Raw genomic sequence first — 15,504 nt, forward strand, 5'->3', positions numbered from 1 at the left:
AAGTAAATAATACATCCTGCGGTGTACGTAACTTATTTATGTCTAAAACCGATGTTAGTTATACGGAAGCTCAATATTTAGCGACCATCATCAAGCCTTCCTTGTGGAGGAAGATGTACGGTAACTGTGAGGGCATCCACCTGCGAGTAGCGGGTTTTTGGACATTTACGAGGAGCGGCACGTGCGGGGGTCTTATTTCAACTAACATTATATAAAATTCCTACGGTGTACGTAGCTTATGCATGTCTTAAACCAATAAGTTTAATATGGAAGTTCAATATTTAAATGTAGCTAACATGCCATCTTTTTAAGAAGGAAGTTACAAACATTTGTGAGAGCATCCACCTGTGAGAGCAGGTTTATGGACATCTAGAGAGAACGGCATATGTGGGGCTATATAAAAACCTTACGTTTTATACGTAAGGTTTTTTTGTTGCATACATATATCTATTTTATCTGGATTCACCTGTGAAGTTTCCATAATAAATATAGCACTTTCTATCTTCATCAATCTCTCTTGAATCTAAAGCGAACTCCATATGCATGCCGTCGCGCTGAATATATATAAGGTCTGAATGAAGAGATGGCAAAATTTCTTCATAGTTCCATACATCTTTCCGATCTATTATGCTTGAACTCGTTTCACTTAGTTCTCTAACCTCAAAACCGATGTGAGAGTATGTAGGATCTGAAGGGTCATTTGCAAACTCTTCTTTTTGAATATATATAACTGCTGTTCCGTCTGGATCTACTGAAGTAGCAGTAACAACATATGTCTTGTTATCCTTTATAAAATATTCACACGTCATGCGTGCGATGATTTCAGAGTTAGAAATATTTGCGTAGCTCCATAAAGCAGGATATCTTTTCGTTTCATCATTAAGTCGATATTCTAAGCGCATTTTATCCCTCTTCTTCCTTTTTCTTCTACTTTATCATGCTATCTTATATAATAGGAATAGAATTTAAAAAGGGGAGTGCGAAGGTGACAAAAACGAAATGGCTAGTAGGTGGTGTCGTAACGTCTTTAATGACTGGCACCTTATTTGGCTGCGCACAAGATCTTCCCCCAAAACCGAATGATAATAGTTGTTCAGATTGGGATTGGGATGATGAACTTGGGGTATGGCAGTGTGATGATAGTAGGTCAGGTTATCGTGGGCATTATTTTTATGGTGGGAGTTACTATCAAAATAAATCCACTTTTAAAAATTCATCGGCGTTTAAATCTTATCAATCGTCTGCGGAATTTAAAGGTGGAATTGGAAGCGGTTCAAAGGGAGGATTTGGGGGCTAACATATGTCGCAATATATAAGAGAACGAAAAGCGTTTTATTCGAAATATCCGAATTTTTGGTCGGATTTATATGAATGTGAGTATAGTTTGTTTCATGTTTTCTCTATAACAAATCAGACTATGAAACAATTGCAATTAGCAACTGAACGAATGGGGAAAATATTTTTTAAGACTGCTAAACTTTTGCGGAATTTAAGTGACGAACAGCTTCTTGAACTTGGGTATCCTCCTGCAAGCTTATCGTTTATTAGAATGAAAGGATTATATCCTGAATCTGTTATTTCACGATTTGATTTCGTTTTAACAAGTGATAACCAAATTAAAATGCTTGAGTTTAATAGTGATACACCAACTTTTATTATGGAATGCTTTCAAATGAATGGAAAAGTTTGTGGAAAACTAGGCTATGATGATCCAAACTTGGGTCAAGAACGATTACTATCTTCTGGTGTTACAAAGGCCGTAATGGAAGCGACAAAGGGAATAGATAACCCAAATGTTGTTTTTACAGCACATCATGAACATATTGAGGATTGGAATACGACTATGTATTTGAGTCAGTTATGCCATGTTGAAAATAAAGTAGTGCCAATGTCAGAACTTAGAATTACAAAAGATGCTTTAGTGGATAGGGATGGAGTACAGATTGATATTTTATATCGCCAAACATATCCGATAGAAGATTTAATTGAGGATCAAGATCCTGAAACAGGAGACTTCGTAGGTGTGGAACTGTTGCAACTTGTAAAAGCCGGAAAGCTTTTTATAATAAATCCTTTGTCAGCATTTTTACTTCAGCCAAAATCAATTCAGTGTCTTATTTGGGGGTTAGCAGAAGAAAAGGCCTTTTATACAAATGAGGAACAACAGTGGATTAAAGAATATATGTTACCTACATATTTAGAACGAGATTTATTTTTGGGAAAAGGTTCTTTCGTTCAAAAACCTTCATTTGGTAGAGAAGGAGACACAATTACCGTTCGCGATAAGGACGAAAATATTATGATTCAAAATGCACACCAAACGTATAAAGCGTCACTGCCGATATTTCAAAAGTATACAGAACTTCCAGTCGTATCTTTGGAAACAGAGAAAGGGATGGAGAAACTGTCGTATGTGTTTGGTTCGTTTTTAATTGCTGGAAAAGCGAGTAGTATCGGTATTCGCGCTGGGGAAAAAATTACGGGGAATGAATCGTACTATTTACCGGTAGGTATAAAAAAGGAGGAAAGTATATGATTAATTTTTTATTATATTTAGCAGTAACACTGGGCCTTTTATGCATTGGTCTGTTCCTCATGGAAGTGACAACGAAAGTAAAAGAATTTAAGTTAATGGCCCAAGGGAATAAGGCGGTAAGCTATGTACTTGGAGGACGATTACTTGGGTTAGCTATTGTTTTATATTCGACAGCAGCTAATTCCATTTCACTTCTTGATATGCTTTCGTGGGGAGCCGTTGGGATTTTGGCTCAAATTATCGTCTTTTATTTAGCTGAGTGGCTTACACCACGCTTTAATATAAACAAAAGTCTTGAAGAAGATAATCAAGCAGTCGGTCTTTTTCTTATGTTTTTATCGCTTTCCATTGGGATTGTAATTGCTGGTTGTATAACTTATTAAAACCTTTACGTTTAGACGTAAAGGTTTTTATTTTATATACGTTAGTTCGCCATACCTTTCGAAAAAATTGTAGGCTACTGTTGACATCTATTTTAAATAAGAGTAACATTTTCTATGTAATAAAAATAAGTCTCTGTTAGGTGAGGCTCCTGTATAGAGAAATGCTACTGCCCAAAAATGTCGAGAGACGCCAATGGGTCAACAGGAATGATCGAATTAAGGTTTTTCTTAACGTAGCTGGTAATGTACCTATGCTATACAGTGCTAAAACTCGGCGAGGGAGAGGTCCGTAGATTTCTAATTGTTTAGGAAACGTTTATTTGTGTATGCCATGACCTTTACTCTTTTCGGAGTAAGGGTCTTTTTGTTACAAATCTATGAGTAACTTCATAGTATAAACTATAAAATTAAACGAGGAGGTGAGGAGCATGTCAAATTCTGACTCGGTTCCGTTACCCATATACTTCAAATCAAAAATATATGATGTAGGCAGGAAACGACTTGTTCCTCCCTCTATATTTATCATAATGTAGCGTTTATATGCATGTTTAAGCGCTAAACACTGTTACGGTAAAGTGGATAAATTGAGAAACAAAGCGTTTCTTCCTATGTTGTACAGGAGGAGACGATAATATGTTATATGCAAACAAAACTGTGGGTAACACGTCATATAAATTAAGTAAAAAATCAATGAAAGAACAAACAATGCTTCAAAAAAATAAAGATTTATTAATTGAAATCGCAACGAGAGATGTAAAATCTGTATTTGCGTATTTTAAAACAACAAGAGACGGATTATCTATGAAAGAGGCACAAAAACGTATTCAAGTATACGGCCGAAACGAATTAATTTCAAAAAGAGCGCGTATTGCGGAAGTAATGATGAAGCTAAGTGGAATGATTCCAGGTTTTTCAAAACAACATGTGCGTGATGGATTACAATGTGAGAAAATTACTGTGTCTCGAGTAGAATGTTCTAGTGTAACAGGTTTAAACGGTAAATTAAAAATGATGAATGTGCCAGTACAAGAGCTTGTTCCTGGGGATATGATTTTTCTTTCAGAAGGTGATACAGTACCAGCAGATGTACGTATCATTTACGCGAATGATTTATTAGTAAATGAATCCGTGCTAACAGGAAAAGATGCAAGTATTGAGAAATTTGAAAGTTGCTATCACCTTGAGCGTAAACGATTTATTCCTTTAAAACGAATGAAAGACTATAATCCACTTGAACTTGAAAACGTATGTTTCAAAGGGACTCATATTGTTGGCGGAAATGCAAAGGCTGTAGTTGTTTCGACTGGGAAAAATACGTATACAGGAATTCTTCATACTTGTTGTAGTAGAACGTCTTAATGTGTAAATGATGCTAAATATACAAAAACAATGTATAATAGACAAAGTTGAAAAAACGTAGAATGGTAATCTATTTATATAACCTTACGTGATGACGTGGGGTTATTATTTTTTTGGTAGGAGAGGGATTATGAAAAAAGTATTATTAGTTGATGGTATGGCACTATTATTTCGTGCTTTTTACGCAACAAGTGTCTACGGACAATTTATGAAACGACAAGATGGTACCCCTACAAATGGGATTCATGGTTATATGAAACATTTATTAACAGCTATGCAAGCAATTGAACCGACACATATCGTAACATGCTGGGATATGGGTAGTACGACATTTAGAACAGAATCGTTCTCGAATTATAAAGCGAATCGTGTAGCGCCGCCTGAAGAATTAATTCCGCAATTTGATTTAGTTCAAGAAATGACTGCGAAATTGTCTATTCCAGTTATCGGTATGAAAGGGTATGAAGCGGATGATTGTATTGGTACGCTTGCAAAACAATACTGTAATGAAGCGGAAGTTTATATTTTAACAGGCGATACGGATTTACTTCAGCTTGTTGATAAGAACGTTACAGTTATGCTCTTGCGCAAAGGAATTGGAAATTACGAATATTACACACCAGAGAAAATCATGGAAGAAAAAGGTGTAGAGCCGTGGCAAATCGTGCATGCGAAAGCGTTTATGGGAGATACGAGTGATAATTACCCAGGTGTAAAAGGTATCGGCGAAAAGACAGCGTATAAATTGATTCAAGAGCATGGAACAGTAGCAAACGTACTAGAAAATGTAGCAACATTAACGAAAGCGCAGCGCACAAAGATTGAAAGTGATTTAGAGAACTTAAATATTTCATTACAATTGGCACAAATTCATTGTGAAGTTCCAATTTCATGTTTACTAGAAGAAGGATTACACACAATGGATGAAGAAAAACTTAGATTCGTTTGTGAAGAAATGAATTGGGGAAGACCTGAAATATTAATCAATATGCTATAAATAGTTTTGAAAGAGAGGTGTTATATAAGTCAAACTTTGACTTATATAACACCTCTCTTTTGGTTTTTACGAACAGTATCGTAGTAAATAAAATTATATCGAACTCAATTTTAAATATATAAATGTTTCGACAAAATATATTGATAGAAGTTGATGACAATAGCAACTTTTATAATGAAATGAAGCATTTCAAAATGGTTTTAGGATGATCACATTTTTGTATGTTCACAAAGTTGTCAGAAAATAAATGAAATTTTCATATGAAGTTCAAATGGAATTCACAACAATCAATTATTATAAGGGCACACAGATAATTCCTTATCTTTTATATAAACCATCCCCCAAGGAGGACAATGAAAATGAGAAAAAAAGTGAGAAAATCTTTTAAACAATTATTAATTGAAAATAAACAATCACTATTAAATAATAAAGAAAATATGAAAGAAATTGAAGAGAGAATTGAGAAACGACATGTAGCATATAGTGGTGCCAATAATTAAATAAAATAAAAAAGATAGCCTTTAAAGGCTATCTTTTTTATTTTATATTGAAAAAACTCTATTCCTCTCTTTAATTTTGTAACTATGCAAGATATTTTTATAGTGTTTTTCTGTCAGTATTATTCATTTTTCGAGGTTGTAATTGGTATATATCAATTTTGAAGATTCACTATTCATAATATTGCAAAAAATGTTACAATACATTCAAAATTACGCTATAAAATCATTTTAATATGAAAAATTGGAATGAAAAGAAAGGAGAGGAATATGAATAATGGTGTCGCTTTGAAATGATTATTATCATTTCAGTAGGAGTTGATGTAAAACGATGGATAGGTATGAAGAACTGGATTCTATACGAGGAATTTCTTCATTGATAGTAATGATTGGCCATCATTTAATGATTTTTTCAGTATTTCAAAATTACAGTTATGAAGATAATAAACCATTTGTTATTTATCTATTAAAAGAAACACCTGCTCGTCTAATTTTTAGTAGTGGTAACGAATCTGTTATTATCTTTTTTGTTTTGAGTGGATTTGTTTTGTATAGATCCATTCAAAAAAACTACGATAGCTATGGATCATTCCTTTTAAAGCGTATATGTAGAATCTATATTCCATATATCGTAGCAATAATTATAGCTATTTTATGCCAGACTACAATGAGTAAATATGGTATTTTTAATTTAAGTGAATGGTTTAATCGCTCATGGACGATTGAAAGTTCTTTAAGCTTAATAGCGCAACATATTTTATTAATTGGGAAATATAATACAGATGCATATAACGGCGTAATTTGGTCACTTGTTCATGAAATGCGAATATCGATAATTTTTCCGTTAGTTTTGATGGTTTGTTTACGAAAAACGTTGAGGTATTCATTATTGTCATTGTTTAGTTTTAGTATATGTTCTGTCGTGATTTTATTTTTATTTCACTCAAGTTTAACATTAACTAGTTATGCATTAACTCTGCATTACACAGTGCTGTTTTTACTAGGAGCACTAGTTGCGAAATATAAAAAAAATTTAATAGTTTTTTATAGTAATCGTACTAAAAATGAGAAAATTGCATGGTTTTTATTTGCGGTTTTACTTTATATGTATGAAGGGCTTGTTGGAGAAATTAATTTGCTTAATAATTTTATATTTCGAGACTACGTAGTAGCGATAAGTGCATGTTTATTTGTCATATTAAGCTTGTCAGTATCAACTTTGTCATCCTTGCTACGTAATAAATACTTGTTATATTTGGGGAAGATTTCTTACAGTCTTTATTTATACCACATCATATCTTTATTTTCCCTAGTGTATATGCTTCATGAAATATTTCCGTTACCTATTGTTTTAATGTTATCGCTCATTCTTTCGTTTATACTAGCAATAATTTCTTATTTGTTTGTAGAAAAATTTGCATTCAGGATCGGAAAGTATATAACAAAGCAATCGAATTTAGAAAAGAAAAGACTATCTGCAGAAAGTGAGTTGCAGGATGTCATTCAAACAAAGGCGGTGAAATAATTGAAGCAAGAAATTAGTATGAAGGATTTTCAGCAGCTATTGAAAAGAAGAGTAGTAACAATTATTTTGACGATGTGTTGTGTAACAGTTTCTTTAATTCTTATTTCTATGTATATATTAAAGCCTTCGTATCAATATTCAACGCAAATTCTCGTTGGGAATTTAGATGGGTTTAATAAGGAAAATGCAGTGAATAAAACACAGGAAAATAAGCAACTTGTAACGTCGTATGTTGATATATTAAAAAGTCCACTCATTATTTCAACGGTTAAAAAAAATTTGAAATTAGAGCAATCAACTTATGAATTAGCACAAAAAATTTCAGTGGTGAATATGGACAACTCACAAATCGTTACTGTCACAGTAAAAGATTCGGATCCTACAATCGTCAAAGAAATTGTAAAGTCATTGGCAGAACAATCTCAAAAAAGTTTTCAACAGTATACGAATGTACAGGGGATAAAAATATTAACTGACCCTGAGTTACAGGAAAAAGCTGAAAAGTTGTTTCCGAAATTTCAACTTATCATTCCTATCTCTTTAATTGTTAGTTTTTTTGTTGGGATAGGTTTAGCTGTATTTCGAGATTATTTTGATGAGCGTATATACGTGGAACAAGATTTAGAGAAAATAACAACAGTATCTGTTATTGGTCACATAAATATGAAACCGAATAGAAAAAAGAAATCTATAGAAGTTGATGCGCAATCATCTATATATCGAGGTGAACATGTCGATGTTTAAGACAAAGAAAAAGCTGACATTTAATCCGCATGATGCTTTTATGAAAGAGCAGTTTTATACGGTGTATCACGAGTTGAAAAAATCGGGGAAACAAGTGTTCACAGTTACTTCAACGAAGGATAGAGGTGTTATCGCGTCGCTTATAGTAAATCTAGGGGTAGTGTTTGCAGAGATGAAAAAAAAGGTGTTACTTATCGACGTGAATTTTTCTGATCCTAAACTACATCTACTATTACAAAGCAATTATACGAAAACAGTGAACGATATAATAAACGATTCCCCTTGTAGTTATGAATCTTTTTCTAGTAATTTATCTAAATACTTATATTGTATTCCTGCCCAAAAAACAGTACACACCGGAACGCCTTTAGTTGCTACGGATGAATTTGATCATGTAATGGCGAAGTGGAAAGAAGATTTTGATTATATTTTCTTGTATTCCTCTGAAGTATTTGAGCTTCCTGCTACGCACATGATTGCAGGGAAATGTGATGGAGTGGTCTTAGCAGTCAAAAAGCGAAAAGATTCCCTACGTAAGGTGCAAAAAGTGATAGCAAATATAAAGAGGAAAGAATGTGAATTAATAGGTATAGTTTTATATTCTTGAATGTGGGGGTAACGATCTATGATTCGTGAAACAAATCAAGCCAAGTTGTATACGATTCCGGCTCAAGAAAAGACCAGTATTTTGAATCGAAGTATAAAGCGCTTGTTTGATATTATATTTTCACTCATATTGTTACTATTAACGCTACCAATTATGTTGTTCTTTTGTATTATGATTGCTTTCGAAACAGCAGGAGCTCCAATTTATTTTCAAGAACGTTTAGGGATTAATGGAAGGAAATTTAATGTATTTAAATTAAGATCGATGGTAAAAGATGCTGAAATAAATGGACCACAATGGGCAAATGAAAATGATCCAAGAATTACTAAAGTTGGATCGTTTATAAGGAAAACGAGAATTGATGAGTTACCGCAACTTTTAAATATTTTAAAAGGTGATATGTCTTTTGTCGGACCAAGACCAGAGAGAGAGTATTTTTATAAACAATTTGATACGTATATTCCAGAATTCAAGGATCGTTTAATAGTGAAGCCAGGGTTGACAGGATGGGCACAAATAAATGGAGGATATAATCTTGATCCGAAAGAAAAGTTGAAATTGGATATGGAGTATATTGAATTGAAAACGATTAAGATGGATATTCGGATTTTATGTAAAACTGTTTTAATAGTATTGAACGGTAATGGTGCAAGATAAATATATGTAAGTAGGTTGCTTGCAAAGGAGAGCAGGTATGGGGAGATCTATTTTAAATAATATTATCCATCTATTTTATAGCACAATTTTAGCTAATCTTCTTCAGGCTGTGAGTTTAATTGTTTTAGCAAATTTTTTAAATGCACAAAATTATGGGATGTTTAGTGTTGCCATAGCAGTGACGTTTGTTATGTTATTTTTTACAGATTTAGGACTTACGAATACGTTTCTTCGAGAAGGGGCAAAAGATGGCGTAGACTTAGAGACAATTTTATCGTCGTATATAAAAGTAAGGATGATTCTACTTATTTTTATTTCTATAATCGGCTATATTGCTATTCATTATATGTATGCGGATAGAAATTTGATTTATATGATGATAAACGTAATGTTTTTCATGTTAATAGGATTAACTTGGCAAAATATAGGGATTGCCTACTTTCAGCTGACGGAGCGTATGAAGTATATAGCGCTTATTAAAGTTGTATCAGCGGCAGTTGTCATTATCATTACATGTTTTTGTATTTTCGGAGAGTTACCAGTTTATATAACTGCTCGTTTATATGGATTTGGTTATATGATCGGTGGTGTATTCAGCATATATGTAATGAAAAGAAAGACGAGTATGAATATGAAGGTCGTAATTCATAAAGCGTTATTTTGGCAATTGACACCTTTTGTTATTAGTGGTTTTTTAATAATGAGTACGCCACAATTAGCACCTATCTTACTTAACTATACATTGCCATTAAGTATGGTAGGTGTTTTCGCAGTGGCGTATCGGATGCCAGCAGCTTTATATCAAGTGCCAGGGGTGATTGCAGGTGCATTTTATCCAGTGCTCTTTAAGCATTATAATCAGAATAATTTAGAAGAGCATACGAAATTAAACTTACTTCAAATAAAATCAATGGCGATTGTGGGAATATGTATGACGATAGGTTTATATCATTTAGCGCCATACTTTATTTCTATATTTTTTCAGGAAGAATGGAGAAATGCAGTAGAGCCACTCCAAATATTATCATTTCTCATTGTGCTGCAAAGTTTAAATATTGCTATAGCTGACGGCTTAACAACGAGTGGACGTCAAAATAAAAGAACGGTTGTGCAATGTATAGCGTTAGTGATAGGTGGGGTTATGCTTTATAGCTTTAGTAGTATTGGTGGAGTGATAGGAGCGGCTTACGCTATGGTTTTATTTGAAATTGTGGCTTTAGTTGGGTATATAGCGGTAAGTGTAGTGAAGAAAAAAATTGTATTCCAAATTGTAATACCGTATACAATTTATTTTGGTGTAACTTTTATTGGAGTGCAATATATATTGCACACATATCATTTCATTGCGCTCGTTCTGAATACGTTAATCGTAGTAGTGGGTATATTCCTATATGATTATGAGTTGAAAAAACTTCTTCTTTCGTTTATAAGAAAAACACGCAAAAAGGATTATATTACGAAACAGGGGATATAGCCTATGGAAAATAATATGAAAATATCGATGAAATGGATTATGCTCTTAATATTATTTGTCATGTTAAGTAAATACAACATATATATTGGATTTTCGCTGAAGATATATATGATTTTTTTAGTCATATATTTTTGTTTAACAGTTAAAAACTTTCATATTCAAAAGCTATATTTTCATGAAGTTGTATTTTTGCTATTTTATTTCATCTATTGTTTCAGTGGAATTCTTTCTATATATTTAAATGCTAGTATTCGTATGATTTTTGGTGTGCTACTTGTTTTAGGTTGTTATTTTATAATGAGAAATTTATTAGGAAATGTTGAAATAGCAACACTTGAATCATCTATTGTCTATGTAGGATTCATATTTAATATTGTAAGCCTAATACTGTATATAGTCGGTTTACAGCACTTTGAATTGTACGGTGGAGAAGAAAGAGAAATTTTTGCTGGACTATTAGTTGATAGAGGATATCCAAGATTAATTGGTTTGCTAGATGATCCTAACATTTTTATTTTTTATAATACAATATTTTTTATGTATTATATGACAAACCTACATAATATGACGAACATTTTAGGATTGATTTTATGTGTTACGACAAGTTTATTAACCTTTTCAAGGGGAGGAATATTAGCACTTGTGCTTGTCGTTTTTGTATATGTATGTACATCTAGTTTTGCAAAAAAAATAAAAATAATAATGAGTTTACTAATGTTTGGTGTAGTGATTTTTTGTTTATCGAATAGTGTAATGGGTGGCCAATTGGATGACATATTGAATAAACGAATTTCTGATTTTTCGCATGATAATGGAAGTGGAAGATTTACATTATGGGAAGCTGCTTTTAAATATTATGTATCCAATCCATATATCGGAATCGGTGCGTTTAATTTTTCGAATTATTATGAGTTTCAATTTAACGAAAAATTATATGTGCACAATACATTTTTAGAAATTTTGTCTGAATCGGGTACAATTGGTTTTCTTTTATATAGCGCTTTTTTATGCATATTAATGTTCAAGTTAACGCAGTATACTTTGTTTCGTGAAAAACCGTATCTTTTATTAACTATGATTGCATTTTTATTTCAGATGATGTCATTGTCACTCATTATTAACGAAGCGTTCTTTTTATTTTTAGCAATGGTTGTAAAGTACATTTCAATATATGAAGGAAGGGGAAAGGTAGATGGTACAATGTCTATCAGCACATAATAATGCGCCTCATGTTTCTGTAATAACACCTTCTTATAATAGTATACGATTTATAGGTGAGACGATTTTATCTGTACAGAATCAATCATATGAAAATTGGGAAATGATTATCGTTGATGACGCTTCAACGGACCAATCTCTTGCAAAAATTAAAGAGATAATAGAAGGGGACTCGCGTATTAGACTATTATCATTAAAAGAAAATGTTGGTGCTGCTAAAGCTCGGAATTTAGCGTTTGAAGAGGCGAGAGGAAGATATATTGCTTTTTTAGATAGCGATGATATATGGTTGCCACATAAATTGCAGACGCAATTGTTATTTATGGAAGAAATGAATGTGGCCTTTTCATATGCATCGTATAGTTTAATCGATGAAAACGGTAATGAATTAAATCGAGAAGTGAATGTACCGAAATCTGTTGACTATCATCGTTTGGCAGGAAATACAATTATAGGTTGTTTAACAGTAATGATTGATCGTGAAAAAATTCCGCATATTGAAATGCCTAGTGTCCAGCCGGAAGATACAGCGCTATGGCTAAACTTATTAGATGAAGGACATGAAGCGAAAGGGATACAGCAAGTGTTAGCGAAGTATAGAATTGTAGCAAATTCTGTTTCGAGAAATAAAATTAGAGCGGCTTTTCGGTATTGGAAATTATTAAGGGAACAAAAACGACTGAATGCATTGCAAATCTTTTACTATTTTAGTAAGTATGCTTTTCATGCCTATAGAAAAAATAAAATCAATGTAGTTGGGAAGACGCAATTATGAATATACTGTTGATGACAGATAAATTGATAACTGGGGGAGCCGAGAGTTATTTTTGTAAATTGGAAAGCAATTTGCGTGATGAGAAATTTACGGTTTATACAGCTGCAGGTGAGGGAGAACTATATGAGTCTCTTACTAGAAAAGAAAATTTCATGTTACTTAGTCGATGGAATCATTTGAGAAATATTCATTACTTACGAAAAGAAATTTGTAAACGAAAGATAGAACTTATTCATGCAAATAGTTTGCGAATGGTATTATATGCCTTTTTAATTCAAAAGTTCATGAAAAAAAAGATAAAAGTCGTGTATACGAAACATAATGTAACGATATTAGAAAAGAAAATGCCAACTCTTTTTCGTTATCTTATAAATAAATATGTGAATAATATTATTACAGTAAGTGAGTTTGAAAAAAATAATTTAATTTCAATGCATGTAGCAGAAGAGAAAATAAAGACAATTTATAACGGTGTGGATATTGAAAGATTTTTATTCCAGCAGAAAAAGACAGAATCTATTTATAAAATAGGGATATTAGCAAGGCTATCCAAGGAGAAAAACCATCAATTATTTGTAAGAATTGCAAATGTGTTGAAAAAAAGAGATGACTTTTTGTTTTATATTGCTGGTGATGGACCAGAAAAAGAATCTATTATGAAAGAAATAGAAAAGTATGGATTGCAGCAAAGTGTAAAGATGTTAGGGAATATTTCAGAGCCGCATAGGTTTATAGGAAATATGAATGCCCTACTTTTATTATCTTTTCGTGAAGTGTTTCCAATGGTGGTAATTGAAGCAATGGCTACAGGAACACCGATTGTTTCAATAGATGTTGGCGGAATAAATGAAGCGGTAATAGATGGAGAATCAGGTGTTTTGGTATCTGAATATTGCGAATTAGGGTTTGCAAGTGAGCTTGAGGAACTACAAGGAAATGAGGAAAAGGTGAATCGTATTAGACTGAAAGCACGAGAGAAAGCAGAGAGATATTTCTCATTAACTAAAATGATAGAAGAAACGAAAAGTATATATGAATTAAACAAATGACCGTGCAAGTCGTTTGTTTTTTTTATTAGAGAAACTTTTAAGAGAAAACTCACATATTATATGAAAAAGGTAATATGAGGAGTGAATTTATTTTGTCAGAATATATTTCTTCCCAAGAAGATTGTGCACCAGAAAATAGTGTCCATATTGATTGTTTTGGTGCAGTTCCGAACTCAGGGAATGATAGCTCATTAGCAATTCAACAAGCTATAAATTATTGTGTAGCGAACCGAATTTCGACGGTTAGAATTACAGGGATAAATACGTACAAAATTGTAAAACCGATTGTTATTAAATCAAATGTAAGATTAGAGCTAGATCCTACTGTTACGTTGCAAATTGATGGAGATTTTAATGCGTTTGAACTGCAACAAAATGCGTCTATTACAGGTGGTACAGTTCAAGTTATAAATCCAGTGTTTCAATCTGCTGTCATTTATGTTTCCGGTTCACAACAAATAGAAGTTCCTAATCACTCTCTTATATCAAATATTAATATAATAAATGCAACGTCGTCATATAAAGGTAAGGCTATACACTTTTATTGTCAAAAAGCATGGGATTATATTAGTTTCTTTCAAGTTAACTTTATTCAAATTAAAAACTTTCAAACTGCAATACATTTGAAGACAGAATATATAGATGATATAAATACACCTTGCTGGATTAACGCAAATGTATTTCAATCTATATTTATTGATGGATGTCAGTATGGGATAGAAGTTGATGGAAACAGTGATTTACCAAATGAAAGTTCAGGAAATACGTTTCAGGATATTCAAGTGCAATGTAGACAGCAAACGAAAAAAGTCATTCGTTGTACGGGTGCCTATAATACATTTGATTGTATGATTTGGGATACGTACAGGATGAGTAGTGAACAGATTGTCATTGAATTTTCTTCTAATTCACATCGTAACTACCTTTTTTCAAATTTACTTTCCACAACTATTGTAGATAAAGGGCAATACAATGTTTGTACGTCTACCTATGAAGAATCTCTTCGAATTCAGTTACCGATTACGTTAAATAAACCACATTTAATAGGGAATCAAGATGATATTTTAGTAAACGCTCCGCAGAAGTATACTGTTAAGCAAGTAAGTGGGAAATTACCTTACGGGGGGAATCTCGTAAATTGCTTTAATTTAATAGATGAACAAAGTGTAAACTATATCGATGTTCCAGATAGTAATCCAGTTGTGATTGAGCTAGATTTTACGAAAAATCCAATCCAAATGTTAAATTGTTTTGGAATGTATTTTGGATGGGGAGAGAGCCCGCAGAAAATTAAAATTGAATATGCATTAAGTGCAACTGGAAATTGGGTTGTTGCATCGGATGTTCCATTAAATGTAGGCGATACAATTATATCGAATATGAAGGCGAGTCAACTATATAAAGTAAGAATTACATTGAGTGGTTATTCTCAAGACCATAAACGTTTTCGGATTAATCGTATGTTTGCAAGGTCTTCGATGGAAAATGGGAATGCTTGGTTAGCGACAACTGGTGGAAGAATGTTTGGAGATATTGAAATAGAAGCAAGTAAAGGTATCATTATGAAGACTGCTAGTGGAGCGAAATGGAAAGTAACAATTAATGAGGCTGGTCAGCTTATTACGACTAAAATAACTTGAGATGATGATTGGTTGTAAATGCTTGGACGAGTTATTAGGTATT

At 32.7% G+C, this 15,504-nt stretch carries 16 protein-coding genes, 2 other RNA genes and 1 riboswitch; of the genes, 17 read left to right on the forward strand and 1 reads right to left on the reverse strand.

The genetic code is table 11. The features are described from left to right. The first annotated feature begins 10 nt into the window (after positions 1–10). Together ssrS (DT250_RS19770) and ssrS (DT250_RS19775) are read left to right on the forward strand one after the other, a co-directional pair. Positions 11–193, forward strand: a non-coding RNA gene (gene ssrS / locus DT250_RS19770) — 6S RNA. Positions 194–214: 21 nt separating this feature from the next. Further along, a non-coding RNA gene (ssrS, locus tag DT250_RS19775) (6S RNA) lies at positions 215–398 on the forward strand. A 54-nt stretch (positions 399–452) separates the two neighbouring features. Here the strand turns inward: ssrS (DT250_RS19775) and DT250_RS19780 are convergent. Continuing rightward, positions 453–902, reverse strand: a complete 450-nt coding sequence (locus DT250_RS19780) for a hypothetical protein (RefSeq protein WP_088062736.1) — start codon at positions 900–902, stop codon at positions 453–455. An 83-nt stretch (positions 903–985) separates the two neighbouring features. Between DT250_RS19780 and DT250_RS19785 the strand changes: the two genes are divergently transcribed. The 15 genes from DT250_RS19785 to DT250_RS19855 all read left to right on the forward strand — a co-directional run bounded on the left by DT250_RS19785 (position 986) and on the right by DT250_RS19855 (position 15,461). Further along, positions 986–1,297, forward strand: coding sequence for a hypothetical protein (locus DT250_RS19785; protein WP_000169026.1), 312 nt, complete (start codon positions 986–988; stop codon positions 1,295–1,297). A 3-nt stretch (positions 1,298–1,300) separates the two neighbouring features. Further along, on the forward strand, positions 1,301–2,536 hold the full coding sequence (locus tag DT250_RS19790; protein WP_088062737.1) for a glutathionylspermidine synthase family protein: 1,236 nt from the start codon (positions 1,301–1,303) through the stop codon (positions 2,534–2,536). Further along, positions 2,533–2,919, forward strand: a complete 387-nt coding sequence (locus DT250_RS19795; protein ID WP_149213582.1) for a DUF350 domain-containing protein — start codon at positions 2,533–2,535, stop codon at positions 2,917–2,919. The genes DT250_RS19790 and DT250_RS19795 overlap by 4 nt, the downstream gene beginning before the upstream one ends. A 125-nt stretch (positions 2,920–3,044) precedes the next feature. Then, a riboswitch (M-box (ykoK) riboswitch) is annotated at positions 3,045–3,210 on the forward strand. A gap of 342 nt (positions 3,211–3,552) precedes the next feature. Further along, positions 3,553–4,278 carry a P-type ATPase actuator domain-containing protein gene (locus DT250_RS19800; RefSeq protein ID WP_048543464.1) on the forward strand — a complete coding sequence of 242 codons (726 nt, stop codon included), beginning with the start codon at positions 3,553–3,555 and terminating at the stop codon, positions 4,276–4,278. A 130-nt stretch (positions 4,279–4,408) separates the two neighbouring features. Further along, positions 4,409–5,275, forward strand: coding sequence for a 5'-3' exonuclease (locus DT250_RS19805; RefSeq protein ID WP_149213583.1), 867 nt, complete (start codon positions 4,409–4,411; stop codon positions 5,273–5,275). 359 nt (positions 5,276–5,634) lie between these two features. After that, positions 5,635–5,775 carry an FbpB family small basic protein gene (locus DT250_RS19810; protein ID WP_046955196.1) on the forward strand — a complete coding sequence of 47 codons (141 nt, stop codon included), beginning with the start codon at positions 5,635–5,637 and terminating at the stop codon, positions 5,773–5,775. 328 nt (positions 5,776–6,103) lie between these two features. Then, a complete protein-coding gene (locus tag DT250_RS19815) occupies positions 6,104–7,297 on the forward strand; it encodes an acyltransferase family protein (RefSeq protein WP_149213584.1) in 1,194 nt (397 codons plus the stop codon). Then, positions 7,298–8,041 carry a YveK family protein gene (locus DT250_RS19820; RefSeq protein WP_149213585.1) on the forward strand — a complete coding sequence of 248 codons (744 nt, stop codon included), beginning with the start codon at positions 7,298–7,300 and terminating at the stop codon, positions 8,039–8,041. Beyond that, a complete protein-coding gene (locus DT250_RS19825; RefSeq protein WP_142287536.1) occupies positions 8,028–8,648 on the forward strand; it encodes a CpsD/CapB family tyrosine-protein kinase in 621 nt (206 codons plus the stop codon). Before DT250_RS19820 ends, DT250_RS19825 begins: the two co-directional genes overlap by 14 nt. A gap of 18 nt (positions 8,649–8,666) precedes the next feature. Further along, complete coding sequence (locus tag DT250_RS19830; RefSeq protein WP_060489669.1) at positions 8,667–9,305, forward strand: sugar transferase; 639 nt, start codon at positions 8,667–8,669, stop codon at positions 9,303–9,305. Between the two features lie 37 nt (positions 9,306–9,342). After that, positions 9,343–10,779 (forward strand): oligosaccharide flippase family protein, encoded by a 1,437-nt coding sequence (locus DT250_RS19835; protein ID WP_149213586.1) that lies wholly within the window; start codon positions 9,343–9,345, stop codon positions 10,777–10,779. Positions 10,780–10,782: 3 nt separating this feature from the next. Further along, entirely contained in the window at positions 10,783–11,997 is a 1,215-nt protein-coding gene (locus DT250_RS19840) for an O-antigen ligase family protein (RefSeq protein ID WP_149213587.1), read from the forward strand. Next, a complete protein-coding gene (locus DT250_RS19845; protein ID WP_149213588.1) occupies positions 11,972–12,772 on the forward strand; it encodes a glycosyltransferase family 2 protein in 801 nt (266 codons plus the stop codon). The genes DT250_RS19840 and DT250_RS19845 overlap by 26 nt, the downstream gene beginning before the upstream one ends. Further along, a complete protein-coding gene (locus tag DT250_RS19850) occupies positions 12,769–13,821 on the forward strand; it encodes a glycosyltransferase family 4 protein (RefSeq protein WP_149213589.1) in 1,053 nt (350 codons plus the stop codon). The genes DT250_RS19845 and DT250_RS19850 overlap by 4 nt, the downstream gene beginning before the upstream one ends. Before the next feature lie 92 nt (positions 13,822–13,913). After that, positions 13,914–15,461, forward strand: coding sequence for a glycoside hydrolase family protein (locus tag DT250_RS19855; RefSeq protein ID WP_141555622.1), 1,548 nt, complete (start codon positions 13,914–13,916; stop codon positions 15,459–15,461). The last annotated feature ends 43 nt before the right edge of the window (positions 15,462–15,504 follow it).

It is taken from the genome of Bacillus sp. AR2-1 (genome assembly GCF_008368755.1).
Lineage (GTDB): Bacteria > Bacillota > Bacilli > Bacillales > Bacillaceae_G > Bacillus_A > Bacillus_A wiedmannii.